12 protein-coding genes are annotated in these 15,724 nt (G+C 47.8%); 4 read left to right on the forward strand and 8 right to left on the reverse strand.

Features of this window, described 5'->3' with window-relative positions; genetic code table 11:
* Positions 1–60: 60 nt before the first annotated feature.
* The 3 genes from PTW35_RS07580 to PTW35_RS07590 form a co-directional block, all read right to left on the reverse strand.
* Positions 61–1,467 carry a YfcC family protein gene (locus PTW35_RS07580; protein WP_281027169.1) on the reverse strand — a complete coding sequence of 469 codons (1,407 nt, stop codon included), beginning with the start codon at positions 1,465–1,467 and terminating at the stop codon, positions 61–63.
* Between the two features lie 52 nt (positions 1,468–1,519).
* Entirely contained in the window at positions 1,520–2,629 is a 1,110-nt protein-coding gene (locus PTW35_RS07585) for an NAD/NADP octopine/nopaline dehydrogenase family protein (protein ID WP_281027170.1), read from the reverse strand.
* Between the two features lie 204 nt (positions 2,630–2,833).
* Positions 2,834–3,757, reverse strand: coding sequence for a LysR family transcriptional regulator (locus PTW35_RS07590; protein WP_039462305.1), 924 nt, complete (start codon positions 3,755–3,757; stop codon positions 2,834–2,836).
* A 209-nt stretch (positions 3,758–3,966) separates the two neighbouring features.
* Here PTW35_RS07590 and rlmC point away from each other — a divergent pair, with 209 nt between their 5' ends.
* Entirely contained in the window at positions 3,967–5,097 is a 1,131-nt protein-coding gene (gene rlmC / locus PTW35_RS07595; protein ID WP_281027460.1) for a 23S rRNA (uracil(747)-C(5))-methyltransferase RlmC, read from the forward strand.
* Between the two features lie 98 nt (positions 5,098–5,195).
* Here rlmC and PTW35_RS07600 read toward each other — a convergent pair whose 3' ends face one another.
* The 4 genes from PTW35_RS07600 to PTW35_RS07615 form a co-directional block, all read right to left on the reverse strand.
* A complete protein-coding gene (locus PTW35_RS07600; RefSeq protein WP_281027171.1) occupies positions 5,196–6,110 on the reverse strand; it encodes a DUF2971 domain-containing protein in 915 nt (304 codons plus the stop codon).
* Between the two features lie 176 nt (positions 6,111–6,286).
* Positions 6,287–6,781 carry a YcxB family protein gene (locus PTW35_RS07605; protein WP_281027172.1) on the reverse strand — a complete coding sequence of 165 codons (495 nt, stop codon included), beginning with the start codon at positions 6,779–6,781 and terminating at the stop codon, positions 6,287–6,289.
* A gap of 317 nt (positions 6,782–7,098) precedes the next feature.
* On the reverse strand, positions 7,099–8,877 hold the full coding sequence (locus PTW35_RS07610) for an ABC transporter ATP-binding protein (RefSeq protein WP_039462296.1): 1,779 nt from the start codon (positions 8,875–8,877) through the stop codon (positions 7,099–7,101).
* Positions 8,871–10,634: an ABC transporter ATP-binding protein gene (locus tag PTW35_RS07615; protein WP_281027173.1), complete on the reverse strand. Its 1,764-nt coding sequence runs from the start codon at positions 10,632–10,634 to the stop codon at positions 8,871–8,873. Before PTW35_RS07615 ends, PTW35_RS07610 begins: the two co-directional genes overlap by 7 nt.
* Positions 10,635–11,071: 437 nt before the next feature.
* Between PTW35_RS07615 and PTW35_RS07620 the strand changes: the two genes are divergently transcribed.
* Positions 11,072–11,776 carry an SDR family NAD(P)-dependent oxidoreductase gene (locus PTW35_RS07620; protein WP_281027174.1) on the forward strand — a complete coding sequence of 235 codons (705 nt, stop codon included), beginning with the start codon at positions 11,072–11,074 and terminating at the stop codon, positions 11,774–11,776.
* A gap of 39 nt (positions 11,777–11,815) precedes the next feature.
* On the opposite strand, the gene PTW35_RS07625 is transcribed toward PTW35_RS07620, so the two are convergent.
* Entirely contained in the window at positions 11,816–12,643 is an 828-nt protein-coding gene (locus tag PTW35_RS07625; protein ID WP_281027175.1) for a hypothetical protein, read from the reverse strand.
* Between the two features lie 352 nt (positions 12,644–12,995).
* On the opposite strand from PTW35_RS07625, the gene iadA reads away from it, so the two are divergent.
* Both iadA and PTW35_RS07635 read left to right on the forward strand, forming a co-directional pair.
* Positions 12,996–14,132: a beta-aspartyl-peptidase gene (gene iadA, locus PTW35_RS07630; RefSeq protein ID WP_281027176.1), complete on the forward strand. Its 1,137-nt coding sequence runs from the start codon at positions 12,996–12,998 to the stop codon at positions 14,130–14,132.
* A gap of 99 nt (positions 14,133–14,231) precedes the next feature.
* Complete coding sequence (locus PTW35_RS07635; RefSeq protein ID WP_044623147.1) at positions 14,232–15,677, forward strand: YfcC family protein; 1,446 nt, start codon at positions 14,232–14,234, stop codon at positions 15,675–15,677.
* Positions 15,678–15,724 lie beyond the last annotated feature (47 nt).

The raw sequence follows: 15,724 nt of genomic DNA on the forward strand, positions 1-15,724 counted from the left end.
TAAAACAGCCAGGTTAGCCTGGCTGTTTTTATATAGGATATAGGCTGTTTTTATCCAGCCTTAGCCAACGATGACGCCGATACTGAGCAGCGCCATGATCATTAGTGTCAGGATACCAATTAGCGGTCCGATAAAGCGTAACCAAGAAGAATAGGCGACTCGGCCGATGGCAAGCCCACCCATCACGACACCGGAGGTCGGTGTGACAAGATTAGGGAGACCGGAGGCGGACTGGAAGGCCGTTACGACAAGTTCTCGACCCACACCGGCAAAGTCAGCAAGCGGCGCGAGCACAGGCATGGACAGCACGGCCAAGCCGGATGACGAAGGCACCACCAGACAAAGGACGGCTTCAACCCAGTAAATGGCATTGATAAAGGCAATCTCATTTAGCCCACCAAGCAGGCCTTCGGCATAATGAAGAATCGTGTGGGTGATGTTGCCATTGTCCATGACGACGACCAATCCCCGTGCGATGGCAATGATCAATGCGACACCAAGCAGATCTCTGGCACCGTTGACAAAACTGTCGGTGATCTCAACTTCTGATAAACGGCCGACAAAGCCAACCAGGATACTTGAGCCAATAAACAGGGCTGAAAGTTCAGCCATCCACCATCCAGCAACGGAAACGCCCCACATCATGACGACAAACGTCAGGGCAAAAATGGCCAGCACGGCCTTACGGGTATTGGTGAGTTCAGGGGTTTCCTGCTGCTTGCCGTGCAGGAAATGGTTGAGGTTTTCATCACGCTGGTGGGCGACAATTGAGCGAGAAGGATCTTGTTTGACGCGCTCGGCGTAGCGCATGACATAAAACACACACAGTAGCCAGCCCAGGATAAGGATCACCGCGCGAAGGGCAAAGCCTTCCATGAAGTTGATTTCAGCTGCGTTTGAAGCAATGACGGTGGCAAAAGGGTTGATGGTCGAGCCCAAGCAGCCGATACCGGCCCCAACCATGATAATGGCGACACCGACAATGCTGTCATACCCGGCAGCAATCATCACCGGGATCAGCAGGGCATAGAAGGGGATGGTTTCCTCAGCCATGCCATATACAGTACCGCCGAGGGCGAACAGGCCCATCAGGATAGGGATCATCCATTTTTCTCGGCCGGCCAGACGTTTCATGGTGCCGGCGATACCGGCATCAATGGCACCGGTTTCGGTCACGACAGCCAGGAAGCCTCCGATGACCAAGACAAACAGGGCGACATCAACAGCCCGTGCAACATAGTCCGATGGGTCGTAAAAGCCCTGGATAGGAGCCATCAGGATATCAATGATGCCCTGGGGATTCGCTTCGACGGTTTGGTACGAACCCACAACCGGGACAAGCTTGCCCAGTGTCTCATTGATTTCCATTTGGTATTGGCCTGCCGGGATCATCCAGGTCAGCAGTGCCATCAATACCGTAAGCAGCATTAAGATGGTGTAGGCAGAAGGGAATTTCAATTTGCTCATTGTTCAGTCCTTTATGGGGCCAGTGGCCCCATATTTGTCAATTGCGCTTGAGTTACGCTACAAAGTCCATGATTTCTTGGGCGGAAAGGTTATCCAGCCCCATTTTTTTCAATGTGCGGCCAGTAGTGAAGTAGTTGGTATCGTTATAGGCGTTGTCAATGTGTAGGCAGGCGGTGATCATAGGGGTCTCCACCCCGGTAAGTTGGCCAAGCTCATAGCAAGGCACTAACAGGTAGGCGGCGTCCTCAGTGATATAGCGATTGCTTGCCGAGTTCGGTGCGCTGTTGAGCTTGCCGTGGGTTTCTGAAGTACGGTTGACTTCATACACGGTTTTGCAATCCATGTCGTAGAGCGCGTTCATGGCATCCAGTTCGGGCTTGAGTCTCAGGCCCAGTAAGCGACCGATGGCAAGGCGTTCGTTTTCCATTGCTGCCGCAGCCTTGGCGGTGGACACCGAACAGCAGTCTTTGTAGTAATTGAACTGGCCGTCGAAATTTTCCAACAATCCCATGTTCAGCGTGGTGAGCAGTGGATGGCCCCCGAAGTTGATATTTTCAAGGCCGGCTTCAATCACATTGCCCAAAGCGGTGAGCGGAAGCGGCATGACCGGCTGCAGGGCGTCAATAGCCATTTGCGAGCGCTTGGCCGGGAAAGCTGCCACGGGCAGGAACTCTTTCATGCCGAGGATTGCCAGCTGCGCTGGCCCCACAATACGTGTGGCCCACGGAATGGAAATGGCATCGACAAAGGTAATATCAAGCTGGCCGTAACCTCTTTCGTGTTTGATTCGATTGAGCACCAAGGAGCCGTAATTACCCGGCATCAGCATGATGATCTGGCCATCGCGCAGGTGCGGCAACATCTCGATAAACAGAGGCTCCTGGGCAAAGGATGGCACCGGAAGTACAACAAGGTCAGCATAATCGAGCGTCTCTTTAAGATCACGGCTGATCTTGTCGATGGCTTGAAAACCAGCGAAAGTGAGTTCCACGTCGTTGAAGTGGCTGAGGGCTTCAATTCCACCACGCTGTTCAATATCTTGAAGAGGCTGATCAAACCCCTTGCTGCCATATAGGCAGACATCTGCACCATGCTTGGTAAAGTGATAGGCTGCTGTTAATCCGGCGTTTCCCGAGCCAATGATAGAGACACGATTTGTCATGATTATTCCTTTTCAGTGTGTGTCGTTGTTTTGGCTACAGTAAGGAACCTCCCAGTTATCTCGCCAATGCTAAAGGAACAAACAGCCATGCAAAAAAGTAATGCTAGTTAGTGATAACGTTATTATCTTTTTGATTTTTAATGGGTTATTTTTTCATCTCATTGGCCGCCCATACGCGGCTCAAGTGTGATGTCGTCCCGAAGGTTACTCATCAAGATCTCTCATCGGGCCAATTTTCAACTGCACATCAAGGGCGTCGGCCAGCAGCATAAATTGTTCGATAAAGTGCTCGGCATGACGGTGGATCGGCTTGAGGGCTGGGTAGAGGATGTCAAATTCGAACGGCAGGCCAAAGACCAGTGGTCGCATGACCACGTTCGGGTGTTCGCTGTCGATAACGGCGGTAAACGGGTCGGTGATCGCAATGCCAACTCCCTCTTTGACCAGCGCGGCGGCAGTGCTGGCAAGGGAGACTTCGATATGCTCGATAGTCGACAGGCTGTAACGGCGTAATAATGCATCTATACGCCGTTGGGTGGCATCTTTTTCATGGCGTATTAGCACTTGATCGGCAATATCATAGATATCGATGACCTTGCGTTTTGCCAGCGGTGAGCTGGCTGGAACCAAGCATACGCACTCGCATTCGACCCGCTGTGCTTTGGCCCCGGCCACAATGTCGTCGACAAAAGCAAAGCCGATATCGGCGGTTTGGCTTTGTATCCGGCGGATCACATCTTCCGAGCGGTACGTTTTGAAGCCCAGCTTGAGTTTAGGCGTCTGGGATAGGAAGGTCGCAACGACCCGGGGTAAAAATGCATTGGAGAGCAGTGGCATTGCCGCGATATTGAGGCTGCCAAAGTGATTGGAGCGGATTGAGTTGGCGGCTTGATCCAATCCGGCGACGGCATCGAAGACTTTGGCGACCTCGAGGTAAAAAGCCTGCCCTTCATCGCTGAGCTCCAATCGGTTGCCTTTGCGGATGAATAATTTAAAGCCCAAGCGTTGCTCTAATGAGGACAATAATCTGCTGACGGCAGGCTGGCTGAGATGAAGGCGCTCTGCTGCGGCGGTGACGGTTTGGCATTCAATAATGGCTTTGAACGCATTCAGTTGGGTTAGTTTCATGGTCGTGCAGGGTTGTTCGAGTTTGCGCTAAGCTAGCAAAATCATGACTTGGTTTCTTTGAACTAACCGTGAAATTGAGGGTAACGAATTATTGTTGTTTAAAATGTCAGCAGTGTCATTAAAATTACTTATTATGTGCAGAAATAATCCAAATGGTGCTTTTCGGAGAAAGGAATAGACTAGCGCTTTTCTTTATTACCCGTACCACCATGCAATGTTCTCACTTTGATCAGCAGCGCTGCCGTTCCTGTAATTTATCGGGTATGCCTTACCCACAGCAAATCCAGCAAAAAGATGACACGCTAAAACAGTTGTTTTCAACGGTAATGCCACTGCAATGGTTGCCCGCTGTTTATAGTGAGGAAAGTGCATGCCGAAACAAGGCCAAGATGGTTGTACTTGGTGCTGCCCACCAGCCAGTGTTGGGTATAGAAGGCAGTGATAATCTGCCTGTAAGCTTATGCGGCTGCCCGCTTTATCCTAATGATATGCAGGCATTACTGGCTTATCTAGAGAACTGGATTCGAGGCGCGGGTATTCCGCCTTATAACAAGGCGAAAAAGAAAGGCGAGTTGAAATACATTCTGCTTACTCGTTCTCAATGTCAGGGCGAGTATATGCTTCGGTTCGTGATGAAAAGCAGAGATGCTATTGCCCGTATTGAAGCAAACCTTGCCAGGCTGCTTGCTGATTGGCCGCAAGTGACAGTGGTTTCGGTGAACCTGCAGCCAATTCATATGGCACGTTTGGAAGGGGAAGAAGAAATTTTCCTTACCGACGCTCAGCATTTGGTCGAGCAGTTCAACGGCGTGCCATTGGTGATTCGGCCAAAGAGTTTTTTCCAGACTAACCCGAAGGTCGCAGAGCAGCTATATGCGACGGCACGAAATTGGGTCAGAGAGTTGGCACCGACCACGATGTGGGATTTGTTCTGCGGCGTAGGCGGCTTTGCCTTGCACTGTGCCAATGATGTCGAACGGGTCGTTGGTATTGAAATTGAGCCTGAGGCGATTGCCAGTGCCAAGTTTTCGGCTGCACTGTTGGGGATCAACAACCTCGAGTTTGATGCGTTGGATTCTGCTCATTTTTCCCAGTTGCAAGACCGTGCACCTGAGCTGGTGTTGGTTAATCCGCCACGTCGCGGGCTAGGACAGGCATTAACCGAGCAACTTCTCGCATTGGCACCCAAATATATTATCTATTCCAGCTGCAACCCAGAAACACTTAAAAAGGACTTAATGGATTTGCATCCGTATGAGGTTCAGCGGCTGCAGTGGTTTGATATGTTTCCTCATACGGAACATGCGGAAGTGATGGTGTTGCTCGAGCGCAATGAATAGCCACCTTATTTAATGTGTACTCTCAACAAACAGTTGTTATAACTGTTTTAAGGCCTCGCAGTGAGAGGCCTTTTCAGTCGAAGCAAGGTAATGTGATTTCAATTGTATTGGGTTTTATGCCTTGCACATTGCCCGACATCTTCATAGGTTTCAGGCCTTGTTTCAGATAGCTCTCGGGCGTTGGCTTCCCACAGCAAGGCTTGCTCGCCGTACTGCGAGGTTAAGCTAGAGATAGCCAGTGAGTTTCTTTTGTCGGATTTTGCCCCGAGAATGATGACTTTTATCGACTCCATAGAAAAGACATCTTCCAAGGTACGCTTGTAATATGGGGTGATAAGGTTCCGGTTCACGCGATAGCTCAGTTCGTTCAGCGGAACCAGTGCAATGGCGCGTGACTCATCTTCGTTAATGAAGTCATGATGCTTCCAGGCAAATAGGGTTTTGAGCAAGGAAAAGAGCGAGGACTTGTAATGTGGCGCCAAGGCTTCCAGAACACTTTGCTGCTCATGTTGATGCTGCATGTCAATGGCGTTCAAATAATCAAACAGCTCTTTGAACAGGAAAATGGTTTCCTCGATATAGTTATGTAGTGGGTCATAGCTGCACTTGAATGTCTCACTCAGCATTAGCGTTCCGCTAAAGTAGTGAGCAGAACAGGTTAGTGAGGGACTATCACTGGTGTTGTTTTTCAGTACATCGGACCGAAAACCGATACAGCTGCCGCGGCAATCATCACCATAAAAGCGCCACTGAGTAAGGGAATCACTGGTACCGGAAAAAGAGCAGACACACATGGAGTGCTGGGTTTCGATTTGGTGCAGTAGCATTTCCAGCATCATACTGCATGTGGTGTAGTCCGAGTCACGGAGCCGCCCGGTCAGGGCATGTAACGCTTTTTTGAACTCCCCTTTGTCGTTCAAAAACTGGTAATCGGTAAACCATATCTCTTTGTTGAGCATAACGCCAAAGAGTCCGTCCGTTGAGGTGTAATGAAACAGTGTATTTCCGTCCACAATTAGCGCCTACTTTTTTGTTATGTGTTAATTAAACAGTACTAGAGCTCTCAAATTTTGGTCAAATTAATTCATTGTAAAGTGTTAACAGCAGTCAATATTACTCACTTACTCATACACATTACTGCAGAAGCATGAACCTATATATGATAAATATGCGGTAAAAAATGCTGACGTTAGTTCATTTTTGATACAGCGTGCTGCTCTACCATGAACGCGATCACTTCATCATTTAAGCAAGACTTACTGACATATTGGCGCTGTTTACCCATATGAAGGATAAAACCTAAATCGCTTTGCTGAAGTTGGTCGATTTCACTCCAGGCGATGTTACGGGTGTTTTTACCGCTTTTATAACTCACACCGTTAGAGTCAACGTGAAATACCACTTTGCTGCCAGAGCTCATGCTGAGAGTTTGTCGCCACAACCACCAGGCTCTCTTAAAATAAACACTAAGCGCCTCAATAATACTCAAAAAAATAAAGAACCAACCAACGTAACCACTGGGTAGCAGTTCAAATTTTACTAAAACCACCCCAAAAAGAAGAAAAAGTATTCCTTTTAAATAGGCTTGTGGAAATACAGCAGGACGGCTAGTTTGATCATAACATTCTGCTAAAAAGGCCTTGTCGATGGTGTATTCTGTGGTGAAATCAAAATCTTTAGACATAAGTGGCTACTTTGAGGGTTTCTGTGAGTGAGTATCCCATGCTGCGATCTCGCAACTCGCGTATTGTACAGCTTCTCGGTGCTTTTCTTTAGTTTGTTTTAATCCTCTTTTGTAAATCAATAATACCGACAGCGTCTACTCTCACTATAGCCAGTTTGTTATCCAAATTGGTATTAGATGATGCATCAACCAGCTAAAAACCTAGGCGCTCAGTAATGCGATAAAGCACAAGTAAAATAACTTATGCACGCAACTGACAAATCAGGTGGTACCTACGGTGCCACCTGATTTGTGTTTTTGTGCCTGTAACTTATTTGTTAATTTAGCTCTGGAGCTGAAGACTGCAACGTCGACTCATTGAGCAATCCTGCGTAAATACCATTTTGGGTAACCAGTTCTTGGTGGTTCCCCCGCTCGACAATCTCGCCTTTTTCCAGAACCAGGATCATATCTGAGTGGCGCACTGTGCTAAGGCGGTGGGCGATTGCGATAACGGTCTTTTCTTTGAACAAGCGCTGCATGGCTTTTTGGATCAGATCTTCGGTGATGGAATCAACTGAGCTGGTGGCCTCATCGAGCATCATTACTTGTCCGCCTTGTGCCACTGCACGGGCAAAGGAGATTAACTGGGTTTGGCCAACGGAAAGGTTAGCGCCGTTTTTATCTAACGGGAAGTCATAGCCTTGTGGTAGTTGCTCGATAAAGCTATTGGCGTAAACATAACGCGATGCCTGCTCAACCTGCTCGCGTGAGATGCCTGTTTTGCCCAAGGCAATATTGAAGTGAATGGTTTCTTCAAACAAGTGGACATCCTGCATCATCAATGAAAATAGATGGGCACAATCTTCAATGGCAACTTCAGAGAGCTCAATGCCATTTAGTAGGATGCTGCCCTCGTAATCTTGATAGGTTTTCGAGATCAGGCGCATAATCGTTGACTTGCCTGAGCCGGTTGAGCCAACCAGCGCGATCTGATGGCCTTTTTCCAAAATAAAGGACACGTTTTTCAGCACGTAAGGGGCGTCATCTTTGTATCGGAAGCTGACATTTCTGAACTCAAGGCTGACAAACTCTTTAAGCTGTTGTTCCACTTTGTGTGTCGGCTGCAAATCACGGCCTTCCTCTTCGATTGGCTCGACGAATAGTTCTTCTATATGGTCGAACGCAGCAAATGAGCTTTGGATCGAGGCAATTTGCGAGGTGAAATCTCGGATAGGTACAAACACTTTCTCCAATGTGTTGATAAACGCAATCAGCACACCCAAAGTCAGTGACGCCTCCAAGACTTGCCCAGAGCCGTACCAAATCATCAGTGCCACAGTGATAGAGGTAATGCCGGAGATGAAGGAAAACAATACGGCATCGTATTTATTGACCTTCTTCTGCGCTTTTAAAAACTCATCGGTATAGCCTTTGTATTTTTGTTCGACGGCCTCTTCTGCACGGTATAACTGAACGGTTTTGACGCCTAAGATCACTTCCTGCAAATAGCCGATACCACGGGCCAATGAAGAACGGGTGGTCAAGTGCAGTTCCCGCAGGCGGTTGCGAACATACATCGTCAGGTACATCACCGGTGGCATGATAACCAAGACAATCAGTGTCAGTTGCCAGTCGATAAAGAGCATCATCACTAGTAAAGCAATGGTATTGAGGCTATCTCGAACCAGCCCAACAACGGATTGGATGAATGTCTCGCCAATGGTTTCAAGATCACTGGTAAGTCGAGAAAGCGTCACGCCGTTTGGCGTGTTATCAAAATAGCTGCGGGGTAGTCTCAATACGCGGTCAACAAGCACTGAACGCATATCCGTAATAGTGTACTGGCCTGTTTTGCGCAGGTTGTAAGAATAGGTGGTATCAACAATGTAGTCGACAATCAAAACCCCAACAAGCGCCATGATATATAGCCACATGCCGTTGGTGTTTTCCTGCGAAAGGTGAGTATCAATCACCTGGATAATCAGCCATGGGAACAGCAAACTGGTTGCAACGGTGAGCGGCAACATGGAAATACCCAGGATGGCAGAGCCTTTGTATTTCTTGGCAAATTTAAAAAAGTGCTTTAGGTATTTAACATCAATGCCCTTTAACATGCTGCTGCCTCCGCTTCGCTCTGTTGCAGTTTCCAGGTATCAAAATAGTAAGGGCAAGTTTGGAGCAGGGTAGTGTGATCACCTTTGGCAATTACCTTTCCTTCACTGAGAACAATGATTTCATCCATATATTCGAGGGCGTTAACGCGATGGGAGACGACGAGGACGGATTGATTCTGCAAACGGTCAAACAAGCCTTCCAGAATATTGCGTTCTGTCTCGTAATCAACCGCAGACAAGACATTGTCCAAGATGATCAAATCACTTGGCTCAAGCAGGGCTCGGGCAATGCTCAAACGTTGTTTCTGGCCACCGGAGAGCATGATCCCTTTTTCGCCGACCATGGTTTGATCGCCGTTCTCAAAACGGCCAACATCACCAGAAAGTTGGCTAAGTGACAACACTTCATCGACTTGAGTTTTCGCAATGTCCGGGGCGTGGCTGCCGAAGCGAATATTATCCTCTACCGTTGCCGAGAATAAATACGGGTCTTGTGTGACCGTTTTGATATAGCGGCGCAGGTCGGAGCGGGCAAAAGTGGTGATGTCTTTATCGCCGAGGAAAACGCTGCCTGCCGGTACATCCAGATGGTGATTGAGGCAGTTGACCAGAGTGGTTTTTCCTGCCCCGATGCTGCCGAGAACACCGATTTTTTTACCCGGGGGGATATCGAAACTGACGTTATCCAGAACTAAAGCCTCGTCACCCGGGTAGCTGAAACTCAGGTTACGTACAGATAACGTTTTTGCCTGTAAGCTATCAAGTTCACGTTGCGGCAGTGGGGTGACATCTTGCTGAGGGATCTCAGCATTGAGGATAGTTTGCACGCTTTCGATCCCAACCATGCCGCGCTGATAGATGGTCGCAATTCGCCCTAGTTGCATCAGCGGCATAGCCAGTAAGACAGAATAGCTGAGAAAAGCCGTTATCTCGCCTAAAGTGAGCTGCTGGCTCATCAGCATATAACCGCCAAGTCCGAGGATAACAATCTTCATGAGGTTGTTGGCGTAATCCAGCACAGGCATAAAAAACACCTGAATACGGGTGATCTGCATCCGGCAGTGAAGCAGTTGCTGGTTAAGCTTTTCGACTTCGTCTTTTACCCACGGGGACATCTGCTCGCTCTTTATTAGATCGATCCCGGACAAGTAACCCATCAGCTGGGCAGAGAGGTTCTGCAACCGGCGCATATGTTCCATATGCAGTGTTTTCATTTGTTTAAAGCCGATACGGAAAATCACAAAAGCGATGATGATAGGAATCACGGAGTAAAGTGTCAGCTCGGGTGAAATGCGCCACATCCAGAGAGGTGTGAGAGATAGCGCAAGTAAGACATTGAAAAATTGCAGGAAGCCAAGGCCAAACAGCAGGCGGACGCCACCTAAATCATTATTGATGATCGAGATGAGCTTTCCTGATGCAAATTGGCTATGAAAGTTATTGGGTAAGCGGGTCAACTTGTGCAGCAGTATATTCTTGAGGGCTGCCTCTGTAACGCGGCCAGGGTTAAGTGCGTACATGCGTGACCAAATGCGAACCACAACCATGGCAATAGCCATGAATACCACGATGCTCACATAGGTTGTCAGCTGCTGGTGGCCGTCTGGTGAGCCGTTGTCGATAAGATCAATTGCCAACTGGATATAACGGGGGATTTCGACTTGGAGCCAGTTAACGAGAAAAATGAAAAAAATCGCCAGTATGTATGACTTGCGATTCATACGCAGAAAGTGCGCAAAAAATTGTGTTTTAGTCATGAAACGCGTTCTTTAAGGGGGATTCAGTATGGCCTTGTTCAATGCTGAAACCGACAAAACAGTAAGAAAGCACTGCAGGTTATCCCAAATTGTTAGTGAAATTGATTATCGTTTACTGAGAATAACATATTGGCTTCTGCTATGCAGGTTGCAAAGATAGCAAGAAAAATAGGGAAGAGAACGGGTGATGGTAAAATTCCAATATATCAATGCGTTATGCTTGGTTTTGCTTTTGGGTAAGTATTGTAAATCAAGGTAAAGGAAAAATGCGAAGCTTGAGCTTCGTTGCTGGAGGCTGGCCTTTCTTATCCGTTATTGATTGTTGCAGCGGAAATCATGGCAACTAGCTTAGTTTGAAAGGCACCATAGAAAGCAAAAATGCTTTGCGGCATTAGCAAAAAATAATCCGATATACTCCTAAAAAAGAGAGGTATCACATGATTAAAACTGCAACGGTTGCTGCGCCATTCTCCGAGGTGGCCACCAAGCTTATTGAGCAACTAATCTCTGAGGGAACCAAGTTGGTTGGTTTTGCGAGGGTAGGTGATGAACAGAGAGGCGCAGAGCTAGAGGCCAACTACAAAGGAGCGATCCAAATCGTTTATGGCGATATGGCTGATCCTGAATCGTCAAACCACATGGTGGCATCGGCCGTTGAGCTACTGGGCAGTATCGAAGCCCATTACCATTGTGCTGGTGTGTTCTCCTGGAACCATTGGCAACATGTTGAACCTACTGAAGTTGCGCGTTTGTTTAATGCCAACTTCCAAACGGCATGGTGCATGTCTAAGGCGCTAGTGCCTGCTATGCTGGGAGAGAGCCGTAGCAGTATGGTGTTTGTCTCGGCAAGGGACACCTCACGCTTTGTGGGGGCTGGCTTTGGCCCTTATATGGCATCAAAAATGGCATTGAATGGTTTGGTCGAAAGCCTGGCGACTGAATTAATTAGCACCAACATCACTGTTAATGCTGTGCAACCGACCATTATCAATACCGCAGTAAATCGTAAAGCACTTCCTGATATTGATCCCGCAAACTTTGTCGACCCTGCACAAATGGCAAGTATCATGATAGATATCAGTAAACCAACGAGATATCAGCTTTCAGGGGCATTGATTCCGATTAACAGTGGTTTGATTTAATAATAAAGGAAGCTTAAGTTGTTATATACCCAAGCTACTTCAAGAGGCAGGTTCAAGTGAAACAACCGTCTGCTGGCCGTCAACCGTTAGGTGAAATGCGTTAGCGAGTGAGTGATCTGTAGCTTCGGTGGTAAAGAGGGAGAGGGAGATTTCAGCCATTGCGCCCGTAGCCGATTTGATCAAATAGGCCTTGTGGTTGATATATTCACTGCTTTCAACCGGTAGAAAGTACACCAAAGCGAACTCCTGTTTGAAATCTTCATAGATAGCGACACAAGAACGGGTGTCGGCCTGACACTGGGGAATCGATTCCGGCCATTGAGTATGGTACTTATTGCTCACCTCTCTCATGATATGGATATATTGGCCCTCATTATGAGGCATACCATAAAAATGGCTGTCGTCATGACACAAAAGAGAGGTGAGTTCTCCTTTGTTTTCATGCGATACGGTTAACGACTTGCTGATCGTATGATGTGACAAGCTATTTTCATTCAGCCAAGGTACCTCGTAGCCACGATGCTCCAGTTCTAGCATCAAGTAGCTTGCATCATTGTTGCCGTATATTGCGTCGGTAAAGCTGTAGTGGTATTTGCCGTTCGTTGCCTGGTATTCGGATGCGGCACCTCGAGAATAAGACTCATCGCTCAACTGCATCGTACCGGCTTCAGGCTCAGTGACGGCAAGCTCCACCTGTCCGGCACGGCCATAACGGTAAACAGTCAGCCCCTCGCTGCCGGAGCAAAAGCTCACGGTTTTTCCATTTCGAAGCTCACAACCCGTAATATAGTCCTCATTGGGTTGGCACAGGGATTGCGCATAGCTAGGTGCTGCTATCAGCATGAATACAAAAGAAAAATATTTCAAATCGGGCCTCGATATGTTCGATAAAAACGAGTAAGCACTAATGTGCTTGCTTGCGGGGAGTCTAACATAGCTAGGGTTAAGAGTAATGTTTGCTTTGTAAGTTAATGATATAAATGATTATATTACCTCTTGCTTTCAATACATCGATTTCACGCAAAGTAACTATCCCAACCTCGCTATTTATCTTTTGCTCTAATAGGCGTTCAATGTCGACAACCAACAAGCAAAGGTAGGACAGCAGGTACTTTATATGCAGAACCATAACCCAAGCCTCGCTTCTATTTGCTTGTTCCTTTTGACCGTCTGATATGTCCGGTTATCAAAAATCACCGATCCCAAAGGAAGAGGAATCATGTTTACCCTACTGAAAAATACGAATCTCTATAATCCCAATAAAGTCGGCAAGACCGATATTTTAATCGGACAAGGAAAGATACTCGCCATTGAGCCCAACCTAAATGTCTGCGGGCTGCCGAGTGTCACGACGATTGATTGCTGCGGGAAAATCGCCACGCCGGGATTGATTGATCAACATGTTCACCTTATCGGCGGTGGCGGAGAGTCCGGTTTTGGCAGCCGAGTGCCGCAGGTTAGCCTTAAAAAGCTGCTGCAGGCCGGCACTACCACGGTTATTGGTGTGCTGGGAACCGATGGTATCTCGCGCTCGCCTCGAGATTTGTATGCCAAAGCCGCCGCACTGACGGAAAGTGGCATGACTGCTTACATGTATACCGGCTCCTACGAGGTCCCAACCAAGACCATTACCGGGGCGATTCGGGATGATATTGCCTTTATTCCGTCTGTTCTGGGCGTAAAAATCGCTTTGGCTGATCACCGCTGTTCTTTCCCAACAACACAGGAACTGGCTCGCATTACCTCAGATATCAGGGTTGCCGGGATGCTATCTGGCAAGCGAGGTGTACTGCATATTCATATGGGCGATCTGCCCAACGCATTTGACAAGATCAATGAGCTCCTCGATATGGGGATACCGATCAAGCATTTCTCGCCGACCCACCTCGAGCGCAATTCAGGGTTGTTTGACGAAGCAATTGGCTTTGCCCTGAAAGGCGGGAAAATCGATATTACGTCTGCGCCTGGCAATTTTGCTGATCAAGAGCAGATGATAAAACATGCCCTCGAATCTGGAGTCGCTGCAGACCGAATTACCACCAGCTCAGATGGCAATGGCAGCCTGCCGGAATTTAATGAGCAAGGCGAGCTTACCGGTATTGTTGCGGCAAGCTGTGATAGCAACCTGGAATTTTTACCGAAACTAATCAATGTAGGTATTGAACCAGAGCAGGCTATTGCAATGATGACAGCTAACGTTGCCGATACATTAGGAATAAATAAAGGTCGAGTTGAATTAGGTTGTGATGCAGATATCTGCATTTTTAATGATGACTTCTCGATTCATTCCGTAATTGCCAAAGGAAAAACAATGATTTTGGATGGTGACGTATTAATAAAAGACAACTTTGAATAATGCTATGAATTCTTTTTCCCAATAACGATTTCTATTCAGTGTTTGGTACATAGAGTGACCGTTTTCTACTGGCGACAGTAGCAAGACAAGGAGATAATAATGACGACCCAAACCGCGACAAAAGAAGAGAAAACTGGCTTTTTTGCTAACTTCAAATTTCCTTCAGCCTACACCATTCTTTTTGCCCTTATTGCGTTTGTAGCATTGCTGACTTGGATAGTACCTGCAGGTCAGTATGAGCGCGTGATGAATGAGGAGCTTGGTAGAGAAGTACCTATAAGTGGTACTTACCAACCCATAGACAGCAACCCGCAGGGGTTCGTGGATATCCTGCTGGCACCGATAGACGGTTTTTATGACCACAACAGCTATGAGGCGGCAGCGATCGACGTTGCCCTGTTCATTCTGGTGATCGGTGGCTTCCTCGGTTTGGTGACCAAAACGGGGGCGATCGATGCCGGTATTGCGCGTGTAACCGCACGGTTCAAAGGGCGGGAAGAGCTGATGATCCCCATCTTGATGGCGATGTTCGCTGCAGGGGGGACGATTTACGGTATGGCCGAAGAGACCATTCCCTTCTATACATTGCTTGTTCCTGTCATGATGCTAGCACGCTTTGACCCTTTGGTCGCAGCGGCAACCGTGCAGCTAGGCGCCGGGATCGGTAGTCTTGGCTCAACCATTAACCCATTCGCCACCGTCATTGCCTCCAATGCTGCGAGCATCCCATTTACAGATGGGATCGAACCACGTTTTGCGATATTGCTGATTGGTTGGGTGATCTGTGTCGGTTATGTCATGCGCTATGCCAAAATGGTTCGTGAAGACAAGACCAAGTCTATCGTTTATGACAAATACGAAGAAAACAAAGCCTTCTTCCTTGGTAATCAGTCTGATGAACTGCTGGAATTTACCACAACGCGCAAAATCATTCTGGCGCTATTTGCCGCATCGTTCGGAATCATGATCTACGGCGTGGCTATGGCTGGGTGGTGGATGGCCGAAATTTCTGCCATGTTCCTGGCTGCCACCATCATCATTGGCTTAGTCGCCCGTATGAGCGAAGAGGAGTTAACATCCAGTTTCATCAACGGTGCCCGTGATTTGTTGGGCGTAGCCCTGATCATCGGTATTGCCCGAGGTATTGTCGTCATCATGGACCGCGGAATGATCACCGATACCGTATTGAACTATGCCGAGCACGCCGTTACGGGTCTGTCTTCTATCGTTTTCATCAACGTTATGTATTGGCTTGAGGTGTTATTGTCGTTCGTCGTTCCTTCTTCCTCAGGCCTGGCCGTATTGACCATGCCTATCATGGCACCTCTTGCTGACTTTGCCGGTGTAGGCCGTGATTTGGTCGTGACGGCTTACCAATCTGCATCCGGTTTGGTGAATATGGTGACACCAACGTCAGCAGTACTGATGGGGGGACTGGCCATTGCGCGCGTGCCGTACGTCCGCTGGCTTAAATGGGTCGCTCCGCTTATCGGTATGCTGACTGTGCTCATCATGGCCACTTTAAGCATTGGCGCAATGATGTAATTAATTAGGATTAAGGTAATAGCAAAACCACCAGTAATTAATATTGC

It is taken from the genome of Photobacterium sp. DA100 (assembly GCF_029223585.1).
In the GTDB taxonomy this organism is placed as follows: domain Bacteria; phylum Pseudomonadota; class Gammaproteobacteria; order Enterobacterales; family Vibrionaceae; genus Photobacterium.